This window comes from Pseudomonas sp. FG35, assembly GCF_057809295.1.
Genome location: NZ_JBMDJR010000014.1, coordinates 18055 through 37695 on the forward strand (window position 1 = coordinate 18055; position 19641 = coordinate 37695).

At 58.2% G+C, this 19641-nt stretch carries 22 protein-coding genes and 1 tRNA gene; 18 read left to right on the forward strand and 5 right to left on the reverse strand.

Annotation, left to right across the window (positions count from 1 at the left end):
• Genes ACODTD_RS23570 through ACODTD_RS23585 form a run of 4 tightly spaced genes read left to right on the forward strand, consistent with a single transcriptional unit; the run spans position 1 to position 3435 of the window.
• Positions 1-1020 (forward strand): LacI family DNA-binding transcriptional regulator, encoded by a 1020-nt coding sequence (locus ACODTD_RS23570; RefSeq protein ID WP_201817691.1) that lies wholly within the window; start codon positions 1-3, stop codon positions 1018-1020.
• A gap of 23 nt (positions 1021-1043) precedes the next feature.
• Positions 1044-1961 carry a ribokinase gene (gene rbsK, locus ACODTD_RS23575; protein ID WP_489105277.1) on the forward strand — a complete coding sequence of 306 codons (918 nt, stop codon included), beginning with the start codon at positions 1044-1046 and terminating at the stop codon, positions 1959-1961.
• Positions 1958-2362: a D-ribose pyranase gene (gene rbsD, locus ACODTD_RS23580; RefSeq protein ID WP_011333380.1), complete on the forward strand. Its 405-nt coding sequence runs from the start codon at positions 1958-1960 to the stop codon at positions 2360-2362. The genes rbsK and rbsD overlap by 4 nt, the downstream gene beginning before the upstream one ends.
• A 44-nt stretch (positions 2363-2406) precedes the next feature.
• Positions 2407-3435, forward strand: coding sequence for a nucleoside hydrolase (locus tag ACODTD_RS23585; protein WP_011333381.1), 1029 nt, complete (start codon positions 2407-2409; stop codon positions 3433-3435).
• Positions 3436-3468: 33 nt separating this feature from the next.
• Here the strand turns inward: ACODTD_RS23585 and ACODTD_RS23590 are convergent, their stop codons facing one another.
• A complete protein-coding gene (locus tag ACODTD_RS23590) occupies positions 3469-3681 on the reverse strand; it encodes a hypothetical protein (RefSeq protein WP_201817675.1) in 213 nt (70 codons plus the stop codon).
• 129 nt (positions 3682-3810) lie between these two features.
• On the opposite strand from ACODTD_RS23590, the gene ACODTD_RS23595 reads away from it, so the two are divergent.
• Together ACODTD_RS23595 and ACODTD_RS23600 are read left to right on the forward strand one after the other, a co-directional pair.
• Positions 3811-4116: a hypothetical protein gene (locus ACODTD_RS23595; protein WP_041475194.1), complete on the forward strand. Its 306-nt coding sequence runs from the start codon at positions 3811-3813 to the stop codon at positions 4114-4116.
• Positions 4117-4281: 165 nt separating this feature from the next.
• Positions 4282-4599 carry an I78 family peptidase inhibitor gene (locus ACODTD_RS23600; protein ID WP_011333384.1) on the forward strand — a complete coding sequence of 106 codons (318 nt, stop codon included), beginning with the start codon at positions 4282-4284 and terminating at the stop codon, positions 4597-4599.
• Between the two features lie 70 nt (positions 4600-4669).
• On the opposite strand, the gene ACODTD_RS23605 is transcribed toward ACODTD_RS23600, so the two are convergent.
• On the reverse strand, positions 4670-4882 hold the full coding sequence (locus ACODTD_RS23605; protein ID WP_007956027.1) for a cold-shock protein: 213 nt from the start codon (positions 4880-4882) through the stop codon (positions 4670-4672).
• A 290-nt stretch (positions 4883-5172) separates the two neighbouring features.
• The gene (locus tag ACODTD_RS23610) at positions 5173-5475 is read right to left on the reverse strand and encodes a hypothetical protein (RefSeq protein WP_011333385.1); all 303 of its coding nucleotides are present in this window, start codon (positions 5473-5475) and stop codon (positions 5173-5175) included.
• A gap of 371 nt (positions 5476-5846) precedes the next feature.
• Here ACODTD_RS23610 and thrS point away from each other — a divergent pair, with 371 nt between their 5' ends.
• The 9 genes from thrS (at position 5847) to ACODTD_RS23655 (ending at position 13302) form a co-directional block, all read left to right on the forward strand.
• Positions 5847-7769 carry a threonine--tRNA ligase gene (gene thrS / locus ACODTD_RS23615; RefSeq protein ID WP_011333386.1) on the forward strand — a complete coding sequence of 641 codons (1923 nt, stop codon included), beginning with the start codon at positions 5847-5849 and terminating at the stop codon, positions 7767-7769.
• The gene (infC, locus tag ACODTD_RS23620; RefSeq protein WP_169432615.1) at positions 7769-8320 is read left to right on the forward strand and encodes a translation initiation factor IF-3; all 552 of its coding nucleotides are present in this window, start codon (positions 7769-7771) and stop codon (positions 8318-8320) included. The genes thrS and infC overlap by 1 nt, the downstream gene beginning before the upstream one ends.
• 60 nt (positions 8321-8380) lie before the next feature.
• Positions 8381-8575: a 50S ribosomal protein L35 gene (rpmI, locus tag ACODTD_RS23625; protein ID WP_002553160.1), complete on the forward strand. Its 195-nt coding sequence runs from the start codon at positions 8381-8383 to the stop codon at positions 8573-8575.
• 30 nt (positions 8576-8605) lie between these two features.
• Positions 8606-8962, forward strand: coding sequence for a 50S ribosomal protein L20 (rplT, locus tag ACODTD_RS23630; RefSeq protein WP_002553161.1), 357 nt, complete (start codon positions 8606-8608; stop codon positions 8960-8962).
• A gap of 109 nt (positions 8963-9071) precedes the next feature.
• Entirely contained in the window at positions 9072-10088 is a 1017-nt protein-coding gene (gene pheS, locus ACODTD_RS23635) for a phenylalanine--tRNA ligase subunit alpha (protein WP_011333387.1), read from the forward strand.
• A 26-nt stretch (positions 10089-10114) separates the two neighbouring features.
• Entirely contained in the window at positions 10115-12493 is a 2379-nt protein-coding gene (gene pheT, locus ACODTD_RS23640) for a phenylalanine--tRNA ligase subunit beta (protein WP_489105278.1), read from the forward strand.
• 3 nt (positions 12494-12496) lie between these two features.
• A complete protein-coding gene (gene ihfA, locus ACODTD_RS23645; protein ID WP_002553164.1) occupies positions 12497-12799 on the forward strand; it encodes an integration host factor subunit alpha in 303 nt (100 codons plus the stop codon).
• Positions 12780-13136 carry a MerR family transcriptional regulator gene (locus ACODTD_RS23650; protein WP_003179985.1) on the forward strand — a complete coding sequence of 119 codons (357 nt, stop codon included), beginning with the start codon at positions 12780-12782 and terminating at the stop codon, positions 13134-13136. Before ihfA ends, ACODTD_RS23650 begins: the two co-directional genes overlap by 20 nt.
• Positions 13137-13225: 89 nt before the next feature.
• Positions 13226-13302 (forward strand) — tRNA-Pro (locus ACODTD_RS23655).
• A gap of 88 nt (positions 13303-13390) precedes the next feature.
• Here the strand turns inward: ACODTD_RS23655 and ACODTD_RS23660 are convergent.
• Both ACODTD_RS23660 and rtcR read right to left on the reverse strand, forming a co-directional pair.
• Entirely contained in the window at positions 13391-13648 is a 258-nt protein-coding gene (locus ACODTD_RS23660) for a hypothetical protein (protein ID WP_201817670.1), read from the reverse strand.
• 339 nt (positions 13649-13987) lie between these two features.
• Positions 13988-15589, reverse strand: a complete 1602-nt coding sequence (rtcR, locus tag ACODTD_RS23665; RefSeq protein WP_285354562.1) for an RNA repair transcriptional activator RtcR — start codon at positions 15587-15589, stop codon at positions 13988-13990.
• A gap of 205 nt (positions 15590-15794) precedes the next feature.
• On the opposite strand from rtcR, the gene ACODTD_RS23670 reads away from it, so the two are divergent.
• The 3 genes from ACODTD_RS23670 to ACODTD_RS23680 all read left to right on the forward strand — a co-directional run bounded on the left by ACODTD_RS23670 (position 15795) and on the right by ACODTD_RS23680 (position 19634).
• Complete coding sequence (locus ACODTD_RS23670) at positions 15795-17342, forward strand: RNA-binding protein (protein ID WP_489105279.1); 1548 nt, start codon at positions 15795-15797, stop codon at positions 17340-17342.
• A gap of 237 nt (positions 17343-17579) precedes the next feature.
• Positions 17580-18806: an RtcB family protein gene (locus tag ACODTD_RS23675; RefSeq protein WP_489105280.1), complete on the forward strand. Its 1227-nt coding sequence runs from the start codon at positions 17580-17582 to the stop codon at positions 18804-18806.
• A gap of 39 nt (positions 18807-18845) precedes the next feature.
• Entirely contained in the window at positions 18846-19634 is a 789-nt protein-coding gene (locus ACODTD_RS23680; protein WP_489105281.1) for a nucleotidyltransferase domain-containing protein, read from the forward strand.
• Positions 19635-19641: the final 7 nt, after the last annotated feature.

Below are 19641 nucleotides of genomic sequence, written 5' to 3' on the forward strand. Positions count from 1 at the left end.
ATGGCAACGATCAAGGATGTGGCGGCACTCGCAGGAATTTCCTATACGACCGTGTCCCACGTAGTAAACAAGACCCGGCCGGTGAGCGAAGAGGTGCGGGTCAAGGTCGAGGCGGCGATCAAGAGTCTCGACTATGTACCGAGCGCCGTGGCCCGGTCGCTGAAAGCGAAAACCACCGCCACCATCGGTTTGCTGGTGCCCAACAGCCTCAACCCATACTTCGCCGAACTGGCGCGCGGGATCGAGGATTACTGCGAGCGTAACGGTTACTGCGTGATTCTCTGCAACTCCGACGACAACCCGGACAAGCAGCGCAGCTACCTGCGGGTCCTGTTGGAAAAACGCATCGACGGCTTGATCGTCGCCTCGGCGGGTGGCGACAGCGGTCTGGCGCAAGGGTTGGCGGGTGTAAAGACGCCGATGGTAATCGTCGACCGTGGGCTCGAAGGCGTGGATGCCGACCTGGTGCGCATTGATCACGAATATGGCGCGTACCTCGCGACGCGGCATCTGCTCGAGCTCGGTCATCGCGATATCGCCACGATCGGTGGTCCGGCCAGCACCAGTGTTGCGCAAATGCGTCAGGCCGGTTTTGCTCGAGCGCTGAAAGAGGCCGGTGTTGAAGTGGCCCCGTCGCGCATGCTGGAAAGCGACTTCACCAGCACTGGCGGTTACAACGCTGCTTCCATCCTGCTTGAACGTAACCCGCCGAGCGCGATTTTTGCCGGTAACGACATGATCGGCATTGGTGTGCTGCGGGCGGCGGCAGAGCGCAACGTGCGCGTGCCCGCCGAGTTGTCGGTGATCGGTTTCGACGATATCCAGATGAGTCGTTACGTGTATCCCGCGCTGACGACCGTGGGCCAGTCGATCCTGCAATTGGGCGAGATGGCCGCGGAAGTTCTGTTGCGAAGAATTGCCACCCCGGATCTGGCGACGGATCAGCGGATCGTGACCCCGAGTATTGTCCTGCGCGAATCGACTGCACCGCTGTCCGGCGTGTTCACCGAATACCGCTGAAACGAATTGAAGAGTAGTGATGTATGTCCGCAAATGTAGTGGTAATAGGCAGCCTGAACATGGACCTGGTCACCCGGGCGCCGCGCTTGCCCCGGGGCGGTGAGACGCTGATCGGTCATTCCTTCGCGACCGTGTCCGGTGGCAAGGGCGCCAATCAGGCGGTGGCCGCTGCGCGACTGGGAGCGCAAGTGTCGATGGTCGGCTGTGTCGGCAACGATGAATATGGCGTGCAATTGCACGACGCGTTGCTGGCCGAGCAGATCGATTGCCAGGCGCTCAGCGTGGTGGAGGATTCCAGTGGCGTGGCGCTGATCGTGGTCGATGACAACAGTCAGAACGCAATTGTCATCGTGGCCGGTGCCAATGGCTCGATGACCCCGGCGGTCATCGACCGGTTCGACGCCGTGCTAAAGGCTGCCGACGTGATCATCTGCCAGTTGGAAATCCCTGATGCCACCGTAGGCCATGCCCTCAAGCGCGGACGTGAGCTGGGCAAGACAGTCATCCTCAACCCGGCGCCGGCCAGTCGTCCGCTGCCGGCAGACTGGTTTGCCGCCATCGATTACCTGATTCCCAACGAGAGCGAGGCCGCCGCCCTCAGCGGTTTGCCGGTGGACTCGCTGGAGACCGCTGAAAAAGCCGCGGCGCACCTGATTTCACTGGGCGCCGGCAAGGTCATCATCACGCTGGGCGCTCAAGGCTCTTTGTTCGCCAACGGTACGGGTTACCAGTATTTTCCTGCACCCAAAGTGAAGGCTGTCGACACCACCGCCGCCGGGGACACTTTTGTCGGCGGATTTGCCGCTGCACTGGCGGCCGGCAAAACCGAGGACGAGGCCATTCGTTTCGGGCAGGTCGCTGCGGCCCTGTCGGTTACCCGGGCAGGTGCCCAGCCGTCCATTCCCACCACCTCCGACGTACAGGCATTCAAACCCGCATGAAAAAGACTCCTTTGCTCAATGTCGCCCTGTCGCGGCTGATTGCCTCCCTCGGCCACGGCGACGTGGTCGTGATCGGTGATGCCGGCCTGCCGGTGCCGCCGGGTGTCGAGCTGATCGACCTAGCGTTGACGCACGGCGTGCCGGATTTCGTCAGCACCCTGAAAGTCGTGCTCAGCGAGATGCAGGTGGAAAGCCACGCGCTGGCCAAGGAGATTTTCGACAAGCAACCGACCGCGCTGTCCACGCTGGACGAGCTGAATGACGAAGGCTCGCTGGGGCGGCGTGACCTGCTCAGTCACGAGCAATTCAAAGTACTCAGCCGACAGGCACGAGCGATTGTTCGTACGGGAGAATGCCAGCCGTACTGCAACATCGTGCTGGTGGCTGGGGTTACGTTCTAAACAGGGTTCGCCCCTTTTGATTTCATCTGCACAAGGAATGCGCCATGCACCGCTATGCTCAAAAATTGCATCAATTGATTCGGGGGCTGCTGCTTTTGTCCGTGATAACCGCGACCGGCGCCCAGGCGGCGGAAAAGATCGACCTGATCATTGACACCGATCCGGGTGCCGACGACGTGGTCGCCCTGTTGTTTGCCCTGGCCTCCCCGGAAGAGCTGAACATTCGCGCGTTGACCACCGTGGCCGGCAATGTGCGTCTGGACAAGACTTCGCGCAATGCCAGGTTGGCCCGTGAGTGGGCTGGGCGGGAAGATATTCCGGTGTACGCCGGGGCGCCAAAACCGCTGATGCGCACGCCGATCTACGCTGAAAACATCCATGGCAAGGAAGGCCTGTCGGGTGTCACCGTGCATGAGCCGAAGAAAGGCCTGGCCGAAGGCAATGCGGTCAACTATCTGATCGACACCCTGAAAAAAGCCAAGCCGCACAGCATCACCATCGCGATGCTCGGCCCGCAGACCAACCTGGCCCTGGCGCTGATCCAGGAGCCGGAGATCGTTCAGGGCATCAAGGAAGTCGTGATCATGGGGGGCGCTCACTTCAATGGCGGCAACATCACGCCAGTGGCCGAATTTAACTTGTACGCCGACCCGCAAGCCGCGGAAGTTGTGCTCAAAAGCGGCGTGAAACTGACTTATCTGCCGCTGGACGTGACCCACAAGATCCTCACCAGTGACGCACGCCTGAAGCAGATTGCGGCGCTGAACAACAATGCGAGCAAGATTGTCGGCGACATCCTCAACGAGTACATCAAAGGGGATATGGAGCACTACGGCATTCCGGGTGGCCCGGTGCATGACGCCACCGTCGTGGCTTATCTGCTCAAGCCTGAACTCTTCACGGGTCGTTCGGTGAATGTGGTGGTCGATAGCCGTGAAGGCCCGACATTCGGCCAGACCATTGTCGACTGGTATGACGGCCTGAAGGCGCCGAAGAACGCTTTCTGGGTGGAGAACGGCGATGCCCAAGGCTTCTTCGATCTGCTGACCGAGCGTCTGAAGCGTCTGAAGTAAGCCATACGCCCGCAAGCGCCAGCTTGCGGGCTTTTACTTTCTCTCGGTGTCCGATGTCCCTCCGAAGTCATCGGGATACTTCTCGAACAGCTGGGCAATGAACGACTGTGCGCCTTGCGTTCCCAGGGTCTTCACCAGCAAGTCAATGCTGATCAATGCCAATTCCTCCGGGCTGCCCGGACTGTAAGAGCTGTGCCCTTGCGGCCAGGTGGCCTTGATGTCGGCGGTAATGCTTACGGTGGTCATGGCAAGGCTCGGTCACGGGATTGAAGTCTTGAGTTAACCACTTTGTCGGGCGGTTAGCACTGCGACTTAGGCATGAGCACAGCGCTATGCGACACTTGGTCGTTTCCGCAAAAAAACAAGGATTGCGCTGTGCAGATCGATTTGAATAGCCCCGACGGCCTGACCCTTGATGCTGTCCGCCAGATGCTGGCGTCAGCCAGTGATGACGAACATACCCAGCTGCGGGTGACCAAGGGCGGGATTGCTTATATTTCTTCGGGTGTCACTGGCGGTCAGGACATCGACGGTTTGCTGTTTCGCCTGGAGACTTGGGCTAAAGGATCGGGATATGTGGGGAATGTTGCGGCCAGTGATGAAGTCTGGGTTATGCAGATCTTCAATGCGCTCAAGGACAACTGGCCGAATCCGCCCTTTGACTACATTGATGTCTACTGAACGTCATTAATATTCAGTGACGTTTTACGGGGTGAAGCGACACGCGTTGCTCAGGCACACTCGGCGTTTTTCCGATGGTGGGGCAGGGTGATGGCACTCATCGGGAAACCAATCGCCGTATTGGTGGTCGCACGATTTCTGGTAAAAATTGAATAAGGAGGCTTCATGCCTTGGAAGTTCGCGTCACTGGGTGCACTGATGGCCGTTGCTTTGTTGGGAGGTTGCACCACGACCTCCAGCGAGTCGCAAAAGGATCCCGTGGCGACTGAGGCCGGACATGGTCGTTGTGAAGTATCGGCTGCGGAGTTCGCTCTCGGCAAGAAAGCTTCGCCAGAGCTGTTGGAGCAAGCGCGCAAGAAAGCCGGTGCGCAGAACGCCCGGTTCCTCAAGCCGAATGACATGATTACTTTGGAGTACCGCTCCGATCGCCTCAACCTGAATACCGATCAGAACCTGGTGGTCACTCGCGTCAGCTGCGGCTGAGTTTCGGGCATTTGTCTTACCCATAAAAAACCCCGTCACATGGACGGGGTTTTTTTAGTGCGCCGGGAAATTACTCTGGGCGAACTTGTGCAGCTTGCATACCCTTTTGGCCTTTCTCAGCCACGAAGGAGACGGTCTGGCCTTCTTTCAGGCTTTTGAAACCGTCAGTTTCGATAGCTTTGAAGTGTACGAACAGGTCGTCACCGCCACCTTGAGGAGTGATGAAGCCGAAGCCTTTTTCATCGTTGAACCATTTAACGGTGCCGGTTTGGCGATTAGACATGGTGTATCTCCAAGAAACATATATTTTCAGTAGTACTGTGCTGCTCAGGCCAACTGGGCACACCGGGGTATCATAGTCGAAATGTTCGCTTTGGTAGCCCCCCGGACGTGCTGTTTGCCAATCAGTCGTGTTTTCTTTACTGCCTGTTTCGGCTGGAGGCCCCGGTTTAAAAGGCTTCGAGCGAAAAATAAAGACAATAAAAAAACCTGTAAAACCTGCATAAATCGTACGAAATGGCCTGAATCAGATGCTTTTCAGCGGTGCTGGAGGCAGTGAAAAGGCCTGTTTCATCATTTTTTCGCCGGGGTATTGGCCTTGCATTTGGCAATTTGCCCCAAGGCTTTCTGTTGCAGTTCAGGCGTGGCCTTGTTGTCCATCAATGCCTGAATGTCGCTGGCCGGGTAGGACTTGATGGCATCGGCACCGCACGCGCAGTGGGATTTTGCGGCAGCGGCACCTATTTGCGGAGTGGCCGCCTGGGTGCACTGAGCCATGTATTTCTCACGCTCGCCCTTTGGCCAGTCGGCGTGGGCGCTCAGCGGCAGCAGCAAAACGAGGGGGGCGACTGCAGCAAGCAGGGTGTTAAGACGCATGCGAGGATGCTCCTTGTGGGTCAATGTCTTGTTATCTGAGGGCCCAAAGGCCGATCAAGTTCAGCACTCTGGCATAAAACAGACGATTTGCCTCTCGCTAAAACCTGAGTGCATCGGTGACCGTTCATCTGTGCTAGCATGCCTGGCTCGGGCGTTCGCAGGCTCCGGATGACCTTCAGTCCCGGTAGCGGCAGCGCACGAATTTTCCGATTTGAATCCCAGTCACTCTGGTTCGGTTTTCCGGTTGGCCGCAAGGCTCCTGCCGCTGTAAGGCAGGCGTTCGTCATTGAATGGCCTGGATCGGATCTTGTACTGGCTCATCCCAACCCACGTGACCTTTGGTAGGGGTCACCACTAGGAGAGGAGGCGCCATGCCAACTATTACTCTTCCCGACGGCAGTCAACGTTCATTCGATCACCCGGTTTCCGTAGCCGAGGTCGCCGCCTCCATCGGTGCAGGTCTGGCCAAGGCCACCGTAGCCGGCAAGGTCAATGGCAAGCTGGTCGACGCCTGCGACATCATCGACAGCGATGCGACGCTGCAAATCATCACGCCAAAGGATGAAGAGGGGCTGGAGATCATTCGCCACTCTTGCGCCCACCTGGTCGGCCATGCGGTCAAGCAGCTGTACCCGACTGCAAAAATGGTCATCGGGCCGGTCATCGACGAAGGTTTCTACTACGACATCGCCTTCGAGCGTCCTTTCACTCCGGACGACATGGCCGCCATCGAGCAGCGCATGCACCAGCTGATCGATACAGAATATGACGTCATCAAGAAAGTCACTCCGCGTGCCGAAGTGATCGAAGTGTTCAAGGCTCGTGGCGAAGACTACAAGCTGCGCCTGGTCGAAGACATGCCGAACGAGCAGGCCATGGGCCTGTACTATCACGAAGAATACGTCGACATGTGCCGCGGTCCGCACGTGCCGAACACTCGCTTCCTGAAATCCTTCAAGCTGACCAAGCTGTCCGGCGCCTACTGGCGCGGTGATGCCAAGAACGAGCAATTGCAGCGCGTTTATGGCACCGCGTGGGCTGACAAGAAGCAACTGGCTGCTTACATCCAGCGTATTGAAGAAGCTGAAAAGCGCGATCACCGCAAGATCGGCAAGCGCCTGGGCCTGTTTCATACCCAGGAAGAAGCGCCGGGCATGGTGTTCTGGCACCCGAACGGCTGGACGCTGTACCAGGTGCTCGAGCAGTACATGCGCAAAGTGCAGCGCGACAACGGCTATCTCGAGATCAAGACGCCGCAAGTCGTTGACCGCAGCCTGTGGGAGAAATCCGGGCACTGGGCAAACTACGCCGACAACATGTTCACCACTGAGTCGGAAAGCCGCGACTACGCTATCAAGCCAATGAACTGCCCATGCCATGTGCAGGTGTTCAACCAGGGCCTGAAGAGCTACCGCGAGCTGCCGATGCGTCTGGCCGAGTTCGGCGCCTGCCACCGTAACGAGCCATCGGGTGCGCTGCACGGCATCATGCGTGTGCGTGCGTTCACTCAGGACGACGCCCACATCTTCTGCACCGAAGAGCAGATGCAGGCTGAATCCGCTGCGTTCATCAAGCTGACCATGGATGTTTACCGCGACTTCGGCTTTACCGACGTCGAGATGAAGCTGTCCACTCGTCCGGAAAAACGCGTCGGTTCCGACGAGCTGTGGGATCGCGCCGAAGCAGCTCTGGCTGCAGCCCTTGATAGCGCGGGTCTGCCTTACGATCTGCAGCCGGGTGAGGGGGCGTTCTACGGTCCGAAAATCGAATTCTCGCTGAAAGATTGCCTCGGCCGCGTGTGGCAGTGTGGTACCTTGCAGCTCGATTTCAACCTGCCTGTGCGTCTGGGAGCCGAATACGTTTCCGAAGACAACAGCCGCAAGCATCCGGTGATGTTGCACCGTGCGATCCTCGGTTCGTTCGAGCGTTTCGTCGGAATTCTGATCGAGCACTACGAGGGTGCGTTCCCTGCGTGGCTGGCGCCAACCCAGGCAGTGATCATGAATATCACTGATAAACAGGCAGATTTCGTCGTTCAGGTCGAAAAAACTCTCAACGAAAGCGGGTTTCGTGCCAAGTCCGACTTGAGAAATGAAAAGATCGGCTTTAAAATCCGCGAGCATACTTTGCTCAAGGTTCCATATCTCTTGGTTATTGGGGATAAGGAAGTCGAGATGCAGACTGTCGCTGTGCGTACTCGTGAAGGTGCTGACCTGGGCTCGATGCCCGTCGCCCAGTTCGCTGAGTTTCTCGCGCAAGCGGTTTCCCGGCGTGGTCGCCCAGATTCGGAGTAATTATTATTAAGCGTGAAATGAGACAAGATAAACGAGCTGCACCGAAAGCCCCGATCAACGAGAATATCTCGGCACGCGAGGTTCGGTTAATTGGCGCTGATGGCGAGCAGATTGGCATCGTCTCGATTGATGAAGCGCTTCGTATTGCTGAAGAAGCAAAGCTTGATCTGGTAGAAATTTCTGCCGACGCAGTCCCACCGGTTTGCCGTGTGATGGACTACGGCAAATCGATCTTCGAAAAGAAGAAGCAGATTGCTGCGGCGAAGAAAAACCAGAAGCAGATTCAGGTAAAAGAAATCAAGTTTCGTCCAGGGACGGAGGAAGGGGATTACCAGGTAAAACTGCGCAACCTGGTACGTTTCCTGAGTGACGGGGACAGGGCCAAGGTATCCTTGCGATTCCGCGGCCGTGAGATGGCCCACCAGGAGCTGGGGATGGAACTCCTCAAGCGGGTTGAACAAGACCTGCTCGAGTACGGTTCGGTCGAACAGCATCCTAAGATGGAAGGACGCCAGCTGATCATGGTCATCGCCCCGAAAAAGAAGAAGTAATCAACAGGGCACGGCAGGCCTTCTGATTATGTTTATCAACTGAATGCGGAGTATCCGAACATGCCAAAGATGAAAACCAAAAGTGGTGCTGCTAAGCGGTTTCTGAAAACTGCTAACGGTATCAAGCACAAGCACGCTTTCAAGAGCCACATCCTGACCAAAATGTCGACCAAGCGTAAGCGTCAACTGCGCGGTAGCAGCTTGCTGCATCCGTCTGACGTGGCAAAAGTCGAGCGCATGCTGCGCCTTCGTTAATTTTTGGATCAAGAATAGAGGAAGTAACTCATGGCTCGTGTAAAGCGTGGCGTCATTGCCCGTAAACGTCACAAAAAAATTCTGAAACTTGCTAAAGGCTACTACGGCGCACGCTCCCGCGTATTCCGTGTTGCCAAGCAAGCGGTAATCAAGGCAGGCCAATACGCCTACCGTGACCGTCGTCAGAAAAAACGTCAGTTCCGCGCTCTGTGGATCGCTCGTATCAACGCTGGTGCTCGTGTTAACGGTCTGTCCTACAGCCGTTTCATCGCTGGCCTGAAAAAAGCGTCCATCGAGATCGACCGTAAGGTTCTGGCTGATCTGGCAGTGAACGAAAAAGCGGCGTTTGCTGCGATTGTCGAGAAAGCTAAAGCCACCTTGGCTTAAGTACCCCCGACAGTCACCCGGCCTCACCTCTGTGGAGCCAGGTGTTAAACGTCATAAATAGGGGAAGAGCCTTCAAGCTCTTCCCCTATTTTGTATCTGGAGTCTGTACATGGAAAACCTGGATGCGCTGGTCTCTCAAGCACTAGAGGCTGTGCAAAGCGCTGAAGATATCAATGCCCTGGAGCAAATCCGGGTTCAATACCTTGGCAAAAAGGGTGAATTGACTCAGGTGATGAAGACCCTGGGGAATTTGCCGGCAGAAGAGCGTCCGCAGGTCGGCGCGCTGATCAACGTTGCCAAGGAACGTGTCACAGGCGTTCTCAATGCGCGCATGGCTCTGTTTGAGGAAGCCGAACTGGCTGCCAAGCTGTCTGCCGAATCCATTGACGTGACCCTGCCGGGCCGTGGTCAGACCTCCGGTGGTCTGCATCCGGTAACCCGGACTCTGGAACGTATCGAACAGTTCTTCACTCATATCGGCTACGGCATTGCCGAAGGCCCTGAGGTCGAAGACGACTATCACAACTTCGAGGCGCTCAACATCCCAGGCCACCACCCGGCCCGGTCGATGCATGACACCTTCTATTTCAACGCCAACATGTTGCTGCGCACCCATACCTCGCCGGTACAGGTCCGCACCATGGAATCGAAAAAGCCGCCGATCCGCATCGTCTGCCCAGGCCGTGTGTACCGCAGCGACTCCGATATCACCCACTCGCCGATGTTCCACCAGGTCGAAGGTCTGCTGGTCGATCGCGATATCAACTTCGCCGACCTAAAAGGCACGATCGAAGAGTTCCTGCGGGTGTTCTTCGAGAAAGAACTGGCCGTGCGTTTCCGTCCTTCGTACTTCCCGTTCACCGAGCCTTCCGCCGAAGTCGACATGGAATGCGTGATGTGCAGCGGTAAAGGCTGCCGCGTCTGCAAGCAGACCGGCTGGCTGGAAGTGATGGGCTGCGGCATGGTTCATCCGAACGTGCTGCGCATGTCCGGAATCGATCCGGAAGAGTTCTCGGGCTTCGCCTTCGGCATGGGCGTTGAGCGTCTGGCCATGCTGCGTTACGGCGTGAACGACTTGCGTCTGTTCTTCGACAACGACTTGCGGTTCCTCGCGCAATTTCGCTAGTCGTAACGAATTCTTAGGAGAGCAGGATGAAATTCAGTGAACAATGGCTGCGTGGCTGGGTCAGCCCGCAGGTAGATCGCGACGCGCTGGTTGCCCGTCTGTCGATGGCCGGTCTTGAGGTCGATAGCGTTACGCCGGCCGCCGGTGTTTTCAGTGGCGTGGTTGTGGGCGAGGTGCTGAGCACCGAGCAGCACCCCGATGCCGACAAATTGCGCGTTTGCCAGGTCAGCAATGGCGCGGAAACTTTCCAGGTTGTGTGTGGTGCGCCAAACGTGCGTCCGGGCCTGAAAATTCCGTTCGCAATGATCGGTGCCGAGCTGCCGGGCGACTTCAAGATCAAGAAGGCCAAGCTGCGCGGCGTCGAGTCCAACGGCATGCTGTGCTCGCAAGCCGAACTTCAGATCGGCGAAGGCAATGACGGTCTGATGGAGCTGCCGGCTGATGCGCCGGTGGGCGAAGATTTTCGTGTTTATCTGGACCTGGAAGACGCCAGCATCGAAGTCGATCTGACTCCGAACCGCGGCGACTGCCTGTCCCTGGCCGGTCTGGCCCGTGAAGTCGGCGCGTTGTACGACGCTCCGGTCACTCGCCCGGTGGTGAAGGCCGTTCCTGCAGTGCACGACGAAGTGCGCTCCGTCGAAGTCCTGGCACCTGCTGCCTGCCCGCGTTATCTGGGCCGTGTCATCCGTAACGTTGACCTGTCCAAGCCGACGCCACTGTGGATGGTTGAGCGCCTGCGTCGCGCCGAAGTCCGCAGCATCGACGCCGCCGTCGACATCACCAACTACGTGATGCTCGAGCTGGGTCAGCCGCTGCACGCTTTCGATCTCGCCGAAATCAATGGCGGCATCCGTGTGCGCATGGCAGAAGAGGGCGAGAAGCTTGTGCTGCTCGACGGTCAGGAAGTCAGCCTGCGTAGCGATACGCTGGTGATCGCCGACCACACTCGCGCTCTGGCCATTGCCGGCGTGATGGGTGGCGAGCATAGCGGTGTATCTGCGACCACTCGCGACGTATTCCTTGAAAGTGCGTTCTTCGACCAGATCGCGGTGGCGGGCAAGGCTCGTTCCTACGGTCTGCACACCGACGCTTCGCACCGCTACGAGCGCGGTGTAGACTGGCAACTGGCCCGTGAAGCCATGGAGCGCGCCACTGGCCTGCTGCTGGAAATCACCGGTGGCGAAGCTGGCCCGATCATCGAGACCGTCAGCGAGCAGCATCTGCCGTCGATCGCACTGATCACCCTGCGTGCTCAGCGCATCACCCAGATGCTGGGCATGCAAATGGATTCGGCCGAAGTCGAGCGCCTGCTCAATGCTTTGGGTCTGAAGGTTTCCGCCGACGGAGCAGGGCAGTGGCGCGTAGAAGTGCCAAGCCACCGCTTCGATATCAGCCTGGAAGTCGATCTGATCGAAGAGCTGGCGCGTCTGTACGGTTACAACCGCTTGCCGGTTCGTTACCCGCAAGCTCGTCTGGCGCCACAGGCCAAGGCTGAAGCGCGCAGCGATCTGCCGGAGCTGCGTCGTCTGCTGGTCGCTCGTGGCTATCAAGAAGCGATCACTTACAGCTTCATCGATCCGAAGCAGTTCGAGCTGTTCAACCCGGGCGTCGAGCCGCTGCTGTTGGCGAACCCGATCTCCAATGACATGGCCGCCATGCGTTCGTCGCTGTGGCCGGGTCTGGTCAAGGCGCTGCAGCACAACCTCAACCGTCAGCAGGATCGTGTTCGTCTGTTCGAGAGCGGTCTGCGCTTCGTCGGTCAGCTGGAAGGTCTGAAGCAAGAACCGATGATCGCCGGTGTGGTGTGCGGCAGCCGTCTGCCGGAAGGCTGGGCGCAAGGCCGCGATACCGTCGACTTCTTCGACGTCAAGGCTGATGTTGAGGCGGTGCTGGGCTTTGCCGGTGCGCTGGATCAGTTTACTTTTGCACCGGGCAAGCACCCTGCACTGCATCCAGGCCAGACCGCACGCATCGAGCGGGAAGGGCGTGAAGTCGGCTTTATCGGCGCGATTCACCCTGAGCTGTCGAAATCCCTGGGTCTCGACCGTCCGGTCTTCGTCTTCGAGCTGGTTCTGGCTGAAGTCGCTCTGGGGAAAATGCCGAAATTCCACGAGTTGTCGCGCTTTCCTGAAGTGCGTCGTGACCTGGCACTGATTGCGCACAAAGACGTTGCAGCCTCGGCTGTACTGGACGTAATCCGTGAAAATGCAGGCGAATGGCTGACAGACCTCAGGCTATTTGACGTGTATCAGGGTAAAGGCATTGATCCTGATAGAAAAAGCCTCGCAGTCGGCTTGACCTGGCAGCATCCATCGCGCACTCTTAATGACGATGAGGTGAATTCGACGACGCAAAATATCCTCACCTCGCTCGAACAAAGGTTGAACGCCACGTTAAGGAAGTGACGTATGGGGGCTTTGACGAAAGCTGAGATGGCGGAACGTCTGTATGAAGAGCTGGGCCTGAACAAGCGGGAAGCCAAGGAGTTGGTGGAACTGTTTTTCGAGGAAATCAGGCACGCTCTTGAAGACAACGAGCAGGTCAAATTGTCGGGTTTCGGCAATTTCGACCTTCGGGACAAACGCCAGCGGCCTGGCCGCAACCCGAAAACGGGGGAAGAAATCCCGATCACGGCTCGCCGTGTGGTCACCTTTCGTCCAGGGCAGAAGTTGAAGGCCCGAGTTGAGGCTTATGCTGGAACCAAGTCATAACGACGAACTCCCCGTCATCCCGGGCAAACGCTACTTCACCATCGGTGAAGTCAGCGAGCTGTGTGCGGTTAAACCTCATGTGCTGCGCTATTGGGAGCAGGAGTTTCCTCAGCTCAACCCCGTCAAACGGCGCGGAAACCGCCGGTATTATCAGCGCCAGGACGTGCTGATGATCCGGCAGATCCGTGCGCTCCTTTACGATCAGGGGTTCACCATCGGCGGCGCGCGCCTGCGTCTGTCCGGCGATGAAGCCAAAGACGACACCACCCAATACAAGCAAATGATCCGCCAGATGATCGCCGAGCTCGAAGACGTTCTGGTGGTTCTCAAGAAATAATTTCCTGCTTTTAAATACTTCCAGTTTTCAAAAGCTTGCGATATATTCTTGAGCGTTCTTCGAGATGAAGAACGAGTTTCAAACCTAGTCGGGGCGTAGCGCAGTCCGGTAGCGCACTAGCATGGGGTGCTAGGGGTCGAGTGTTCGAATCACTCCGTCCCGACCATTATTCCTGAGTAGAATCAGACACTTAAGCCGATCAGCCAGATCGGCTTTTTTGTGCCTGCGCAAAACTCCTGGTGCAGCAAAATCGTTCAAGGTTTTCTTTCTTCAGCTTCATTCTTAGATCCGCTGGATGTTTGCGCATCCTTCTCGGTCTCATGGGCCTCTGCGCCGGAGTTCGACCCCGAGGCTTCTTCACCCTTCTTGTCGGCCTTGTCTATCCTGGATTCGGTGCCTCCCTGGTTGACCCCGGGAATACCCGTAGGCGGAACGGTGCTTCCCGCCATCGCCAACGGTGCGGTGGCAGATAAAAGACTTCCAAGCATGAGGGCTGCAATGGTTCTGTTCATCGTCGGGCTTCCGCGTCAGGTGGATAGACGTTGGAAGTTCTGACGCGGGGTAAAGTGCCGGTCAACTGACGGGCGGGAACTCATAGCTATTTGTTCACGGACGCCCGCTATAGATGTGGTTCAGCAAGAACAGCTCGATGATCGCCACAAAGACGCAGGTCACGACAAATCCGCGGGTGAAGACTCTGCGAGGCTTTTGGCCGGACGTCTCGAAGCTGCACAGTGATAGCAGGTCTGAGAAAAACTCCAGTAAGCTCATCCGTGTCTGTCCTTCGCTTGATGTTTGTATCGCGGTGTGGCGCAGTTTATCTCAACGGCTTAGTCGATTGCGGCCGCGCTTCACTGCTCACGCAACTGGTTCCATTCAATGCCGAACCTTCCAAGATACTTCCTCAATCGGTCCGCATCGTTGGGCTGTGCTTTCGCCTGTCGCGACACGCCGAACAGTCGTCTGCCGGCATCCGACAAGCTGTCTGCCTGTCTGCAAACCTCCAGCACTGCCTTCAATTGCAATCGATCGAACAGGTCCAGCGTCTGCGCATCGCCCGGCAGCTCATTCTTCATCCCGGTTGGTTGCGCCAGGCCCCACGCATACCGCAGCCGATCAATTTCCTCCTCGACCTGCGCTTCATCGATTCGCCCGCTGTCGGCCAGCGTCGCCATACGCGTGATCGAGGCCGAGAGTTCACGGAAATTGCCCAGCCACGCAGCTTCCCGTGAGCTGGCGAAACTCAGGTAGCGCCGTCGGGCTTCAAGATTGAAACGCACCAGTTGGCCGTATTCGCGTGCGTGACGTTCAAGCTCGAAATCGATATTGGGTTCGATGTCTTCGCGGCGTCCGGCCAAGCCTGGCAGGTCGAACGTCCAGAGGTTGATCCGTGCGTAGAGATCTTCCCGGAACAGACCTTCGGCGACGCGACTGCGCAGGTCGCGGTGGGTGCCGGCGATGATCAGGAAGTCGCTGTCGACTTCCTTGTCCGAGCCCAGCGGGAAGAAGCGCTTCTCTTCGATGGCCTTGAGCAGCATCGCTTGTTCATCTGCCCCCAGTTCGCCGATCTCGTCGAGAAACAACATGCCGCCGTCAGCCGCTCGCAGCAGGCCGTCGCGAGCGTTTTGTGCGCCGGTAAAGGCGCCTTTGACGTGGCCGAACAGCGCGGACATTGCGCCGTCGCCACGCAGGGTCGCGCAGTTGACTTCAACGAAACGCCCCTGCATTTGATGGCGACTGCGTTTGAGCTCATAGATGCGTCGGGCAAGAAAGGACTTGCCGGCGCCGGTCGGGCCGATCAGCAGCATCGGCGCTTTGGAGCGCACGGCCACGCGTTCGATCTGCTCGATGGAACGGTTGAACGCGGTGTTGCGAGTGGCGATGCCGGACTTGAGAAACTCCAGGCCTTCCAGACGTTTGTGGGTGAATCGTGAGGCAATCCGGTCGTAGCGCGACAGATCAAGGTCGATCAGGGCGTGGGTGCCGGTGGCCGGCTCTTCTTCGCTCTTGCGACGGGCGGGGGAGGTCTGGATCAGGCGTGCCGGCAGGTAGCGCGCCTCGGTCAGCAAGAACCAGCAGATCTGCGCGACGTGGGTCCCCGTGGTGATGTGCACCAGATAGTCCTCACGCTCGGTATCGAAGGTGTATTCGGAGGTGAAGTCGTGGAGTGCGCCGTAGACCTCTTCGAAATCCCAGGGGTTGCGCAACGCCATCGGGTGGAGGCGTACCTCTGTGTCCGGCGATACCTGACGGATGTCCTCGCGAATGCGTTCGGCCAGGCTTGCGTCCCGTGCATCTGTGCCGTGTATCAGTTCCAAGCGATGGATCAAGACGTCCGGTTGCTGGCACAGGCCGACGCTAGGCCGCCAATGGCTCCAGCGATTGGCGCCTTTGCCGACGCGATCGAGGGTGGCGCCGATGAAACCGATGGCGACAGTGCGCTTGCTGGGCATGGATTATCCTGAAAGATAAATGACGATAACCAATGATAGTATTCGAGGGCGTTATTTGTCGTGGCGAAAATTCAGGGATGCTCGTTGTTAGAACAAAACCCTTTAAAATCAACTAGATAAAAATATTTCGCGAACGTTTTCCAAAACTGGCACAGCGGCTGCAATACCTGTCACAACGAACAGGACAACACAGCGAGACGCCACGATGGCCAACTTCAACCTCTTCAACACGCAATCGAAAAACCTGCCGGCGTGCGACACCTTGAATGCTTCCGGGGCTGCGGCTTATGCCTACACGCCCAAGCATCAGCTGGCCCAGCTGGCAGTCACCGGTTGCCTGAATTCGACCTTTTACGCAACGGCTCAAAGCCAGTTGGATCAGGTGCTGAAGCTGGTGGCGGAGCTGGACAGCCGTTTCGTGGCAAATGCCGCTCTTTATGCTCGCCAGAAAGGACACATGAAAGATATGCCGGCGTTGTTGCTGGCAGCGCTGACGGCTCAGCGTTCGGCTCTGGTGCCGGAGGTGTTCGGGCAGGTCGTGGACAGCGGCAAGATGCTGCGCAACTTCGTGCAGATCTTGCGCAGTGGCGCCACCGGTCGCCGCTCCCTCGGTTCTCAACCCAAGCGTCTGGTGCAGAACTGGCTGAACAGCGCGACCGAGCGACAGCTGTTGCAGGCATCGATCGGCAATCAGCCTTCGCTGGCGGATGTGGTGAAGATGGTTCACCCAAAACCGTCCGAGGCCTGGCGTGAAGCGTTTTTTGCCTGGGTGATCGGCAAGCCGGTGGATGCAAAGGCGTTGCCCGCACTGACTCGCGATTTGCTGGCCTTTCGCAGCGGTGCGAGTGAGCAAGTGCCTGAAGTGCCTTTTCAATTGCTCGGTAACGAAACCTTGAGCAAGGAGCAATGGGCGGCTCAGGCACGAAATATGGGATGGCAGGGCCTGCGCATCAACCTCAATACGCTGGCGCGCCACGGTGCTTTTGAAGTACCGGGTTGCACCGAATACGTGGCCGCGCGGTTGGCGGATCCTGAAGCCGTGGCCAAGGCGCGGGTGTATCCGTACCAGTTGCTGGCGGCGTACCGGATGGTCGGCGATGACGTGCCGGCGCTGATTCGCGAGGCTTTGCAGGATGCGCTGGAGCTGTCGTTGACCAATGTGCCGAAGCTGCAGGGTGCGGTAGTGGTTTGCCCGGATGTTTCCGGCTCGATGGGCAGCCCGCTGACGGGTTACCGTCAGGGTGCGACCACGGCGGTGCGCTGCATCGATGTGGCGGCATTGATTACGGCGGCGGTGTTGCGTAAACAACCGACGGCACGGGTGATGCCATTCGAATGGAAGGTGGTGGATATCACCCTCAACCCGCGCGACAGTGTGATCAGCAATGCCGAAAAGCTTGCAGGCATTTTCGGCGGCGGAACCTGCTGCTCGGCGCCGTTGAAGAAACTGGCGGACAGCAAGGCCAGGGTCGATACGCTGATCATGGTGTCGGACAACGAATCCTGGATCGATGCGCGACGTCAGGGCGCCAGCGAGACGATGCTGCAATGGGAGCGGATAAAGCGCATCAATCCCCAGGCACGCCTGATCTGCATTGACCTGCAACCGGGTTGGGCGACACCGGCGGCGGATCGTGACGACATCCTGAATATCGGCGGTTTCAGTGACGCGGTGTTCGATGTGATCGAACAGTTCACTGCCGGCCGGTACGGACCGCAGCACTGGGTCGAAGCGATTGAGCGCATGGGATGAAGCCATGAGCCGCCCAAAGAATTGATTTGTCACGGGCACTGAATGCCGGTGGGACTACATCCAAGACGTCCCACCAAACCCTTGTCAGTGCGCGTGACGGCACGAATGCCGATGGCTGTACATCTGAGGCCGGCTAACCCCGGTGCGTGGCAACGCGCAACAGTCATCAATCTTTGTCGTGCCACCTTTTTGAATCCGCCGGCGAATGCCGGTGGAACTACCTGAAGAATCGAGATGATGAAAGAACACACTTACCAACTGCTGAAAGTCGCCAACGGCAAACCGATCAAGCTCTGGACCGAAGGCGTCCCGGTGGAAAACGAAGCGCGCGAGCAGTTGATGAACACGGCGAAGATGCCCTTCATCTTCAAGCACCTGGCGGTCATGCCGGACGTCCATCTGGGCAAGGGCTCGACCATCGGCAGCGTGATTCCCACGGTCGGCGCGATCATCCCGGCAGCGGTCGGGGTGGACATCGGTTGCGGCATGATTGCCGCGCGAACCTCGCTGACGGCGGCCGATCTGCCGGACAACCTGCATGGTCTGCGCAGTGCCATCGAGCAAGCGGTGCCCCATGGCCGCAGTTCGACCCGCTCGCGCCGCGACAAAGGCGCCTGGGACGAGATTCCGCAGCAGGCGGATCAGGCCTGGGCGGCGCTGAATCCACGGTTCAAGGCGATCACCGACAAGTACCCGAAACTGGCCAACACCAACAACCGCGGGCATCTCGGAACACTGGGCAGCGGTAATCATTTCATCGAAGTGTGCCTGGACGAGGCCAACCGGGTCTGGTTCATGTTGCACAGCGGCTCGCGCGGTGTCGGCAACGCCATCGGCAACCTGTTCATCCAGATGGCCCAGGCGGATATGCGACAGCACATCGCCAATCTGCCGGATCGTGACCTGGCGTACTTCGAAGAAGGCAGTCGGCATTTCGACGATTACGTCGAAGCCGTGGGCTGGGCCCAGGATTTCGCCAAACAGAACCGTGCGCTAATGATGCACGCGGTGATTCAGGCCACGCGGCAGATCATCCGCAAGCCATTCGACGTAGCGCTGGAAGCGGTGAATTGCCACCACAACTACGTGCAGAAAGAGCGGCATTTCGGCGAGGACATTCTGGTCACCCGCAAAGGCGCGGTGTCAGCGAAGAAGGGCGAGTTGGGGATCATTCCCGGTTCGATGGGCGCCAAGAGTTTCATCGTGCGCGGTCTGGGCAACGAAGAATCGTTTTGCTCCTGCAGCCACGGTGCCGGTCGGACCATGAGCCGTACCAAGGCCAAAAACACCTTCACCGTCGAAGACCAGATCCGCGCCACCGCGCACGTCGAATGTCGCAAGGACGCTGCGGTGATCGATGAAATTCCGATGGCCTACAAGGATATCGACAAAGTCATGCACGCCCAGCGTGAGCTGGTTGAGGTGCTGCACACCCTGCGTCAGGTGGTGTGCGTCAAGGGATAACGCGTGCCGCCAGGCACGCCGGAACAAGGATTGAAGGACATGAAATTCGAAGAACGTCACCCGCTGTGCAACACCATGCGTGCCCGGGTACTGGAAGAACTGACGCGCATAGAGCGCGAACGCAATGTCACAGTGCTGTATGCCTGCGAATCGGGCAGCCGGGCCTGGGGTTTTGCCTCGCCGGACAGTGATTACGATGTGCGCTTCGTTTATGTGGAGAAACCGGAGTGGTTCGTCCAGGTCGATGCACCAAGTGATGTGATCGAGCGCCCGCTGGATGACGAGCTGGATGTCAGTGGTTGGGAGCTGCGTAAAACCCTCGGGCTGTTGCGCAAATCCAACCCGACCTTGCTCGAATGGCTCGACTCCCCGCTGGTTTATCGCAGCGAGACTGCAGCGGTTTCCCAACTGCGGGCACTGGCCGAGGCGTTCTACAGCCCGTCAGCCGCGCGCAATCATTATCTGTCGATGGCGAAGAAGAACTTCCGTGGTTATCTGCAAGGCGAAAGCGTGCGGTTCAAAAAGTACTTTTACGTACTGCGGCCGCTGCTGGCGGTGCGCTGGATCGATCAGGGACGGGGTCGGCCGCCGATGACGTTCAGCGATCTGCTGAGTACCGTCGATGACCGAGCCTTGCTCGATGAAGTTGATGAACTGCTCGCGCTCAAGCGCAATGCCGATGAGAGCGCATACGGTCCTCGTCGTCCGGCGCTGCATGCGTTCATCGAGGCGGAGCTTGAGCGTGCGGTGCCGACATTGCCCAGAACCCGGGAGGATTCGCGGCAGCTCGATCGATACCTGCGGGAAACCGTTGGTCTGTACGCCTAAGGAAAAA

Coding starts and splice junctions, on each gene's coding strand:
- rpmI (WP_002553160.1), top strand. CDS start 8,381: ATGCCAAAGATGAAAACCAAAAGTGGTGCTGCTAAGCGGTTTCTGAAA.
- ACODTD_RS23605 (WP_007956027.1), bottom strand. CDS start 4,882: ATGTCTAATCGCCAAACCGGCACCGTTAAATGGTTCAACGATGAAAAA.
- ACODTD_RS23570 (WP_201817691.1), top strand. CDS start 1: ATGGCAACGATCAAGGATGTGGCGGCACTCGCAGGAATTTCCTATACG.
- ACODTD_RS23590 (WP_201817675.1), bottom strand. CDS start 3,681: ATGACCACCGTAAGCATTACCGCCGACATCAAGGCCACCTGGCCGCAA.
- rbsK (WP_489105277.1), top strand. CDS start 1,044: ATGTCCGCAAATGTAGTGGTAATAGGCAGCCTGAACATGGACCTGGTC.
- rtcR (WP_285354562.1), bottom strand. CDS start 15,589: ATGCCCAGCAAGCGCACTGTCGCCATCGGTTTCATCGGCGCCACCCTC.
- ACODTD_RS23660 (WP_201817670.1), bottom strand. CDS start 13,648: ATGAACAGAACCATTGCAGCCCTCATGCTTGGAAGTCTTTTATCTGCC.
- ACODTD_RS23675 (WP_489105280.1), top strand. CDS start 17,580: ATGAAAGAACACACTTACCAACTGCTGAAAGTCGCCAACGGCAAACCG.
- thrS (WP_011333386.1), top strand. CDS start 5,847: ATGCCAACTATTACTCTTCCCGACGGCAGTCAACGTTCATTCGATCAC.
- ACODTD_RS23585 (WP_011333381.1), top strand. CDS start 2,407: ATGCACCGCTATGCTCAAAAATTGCATCAATTGATTCGGGGGCTGCTG.
- rbsD (WP_011333380.1), top strand. CDS start 1,958: ATGAAAAAGACTCCTTTGCTCAATGTCGCCCTGTCGCGGCTGATTGCC.
- ACODTD_RS23670 (WP_489105279.1), top strand. CDS start 15,795: ATGGCCAACTTCAACCTCTTCAACACGCAATCGAAAAACCTGCCGGCG.
- ACODTD_RS23680 (WP_489105281.1), top strand. CDS start 18,846: ATGAAATTCGAAGAACGTCACCCGCTGTGCAACACCATGCGTGCCCGG.
- ACODTD_RS23650 (WP_003179985.1), top strand. CDS start 12,780: ATGCTGGAACCAAGTCATAACGACGAACTCCCCGTCATCCCGGGCAAA.
- rplT (WP_002553161.1), top strand. CDS start 8,606: ATGGCTCGTGTAAAGCGTGGCGTCATTGCCCGTAAACGTCACAAAAAA.
- pheS (WP_011333387.1), top strand. CDS start 9,072: ATGGAAAACCTGGATGCGCTGGTCTCTCAAGCACTAGAGGCTGTGCAA.
- ihfA (WP_002553164.1), top strand. CDS start 12,497: ATGGGGGCTTTGACGAAAGCTGAGATGGCGGAACGTCTGTATGAAGAG.
- ACODTD_RS23610 (WP_011333385.1), bottom strand. CDS start 5,475: ATGCGTCTTAACACCCTGCTTGCTGCAGTCGCCCCCCTCGTTTTGCTG.
- ACODTD_RS23600 (WP_011333384.1), top strand. CDS start 4,282: ATGCCTTGGAAGTTCGCGTCACTGGGTGCACTGATGGCCGTTGCTTTG.
- pheT (WP_489105278.1), top strand. CDS start 10,115: ATGAAATTCAGTGAACAATGGCTGCGTGGCTGGGTCAGCCCGCAGGTA.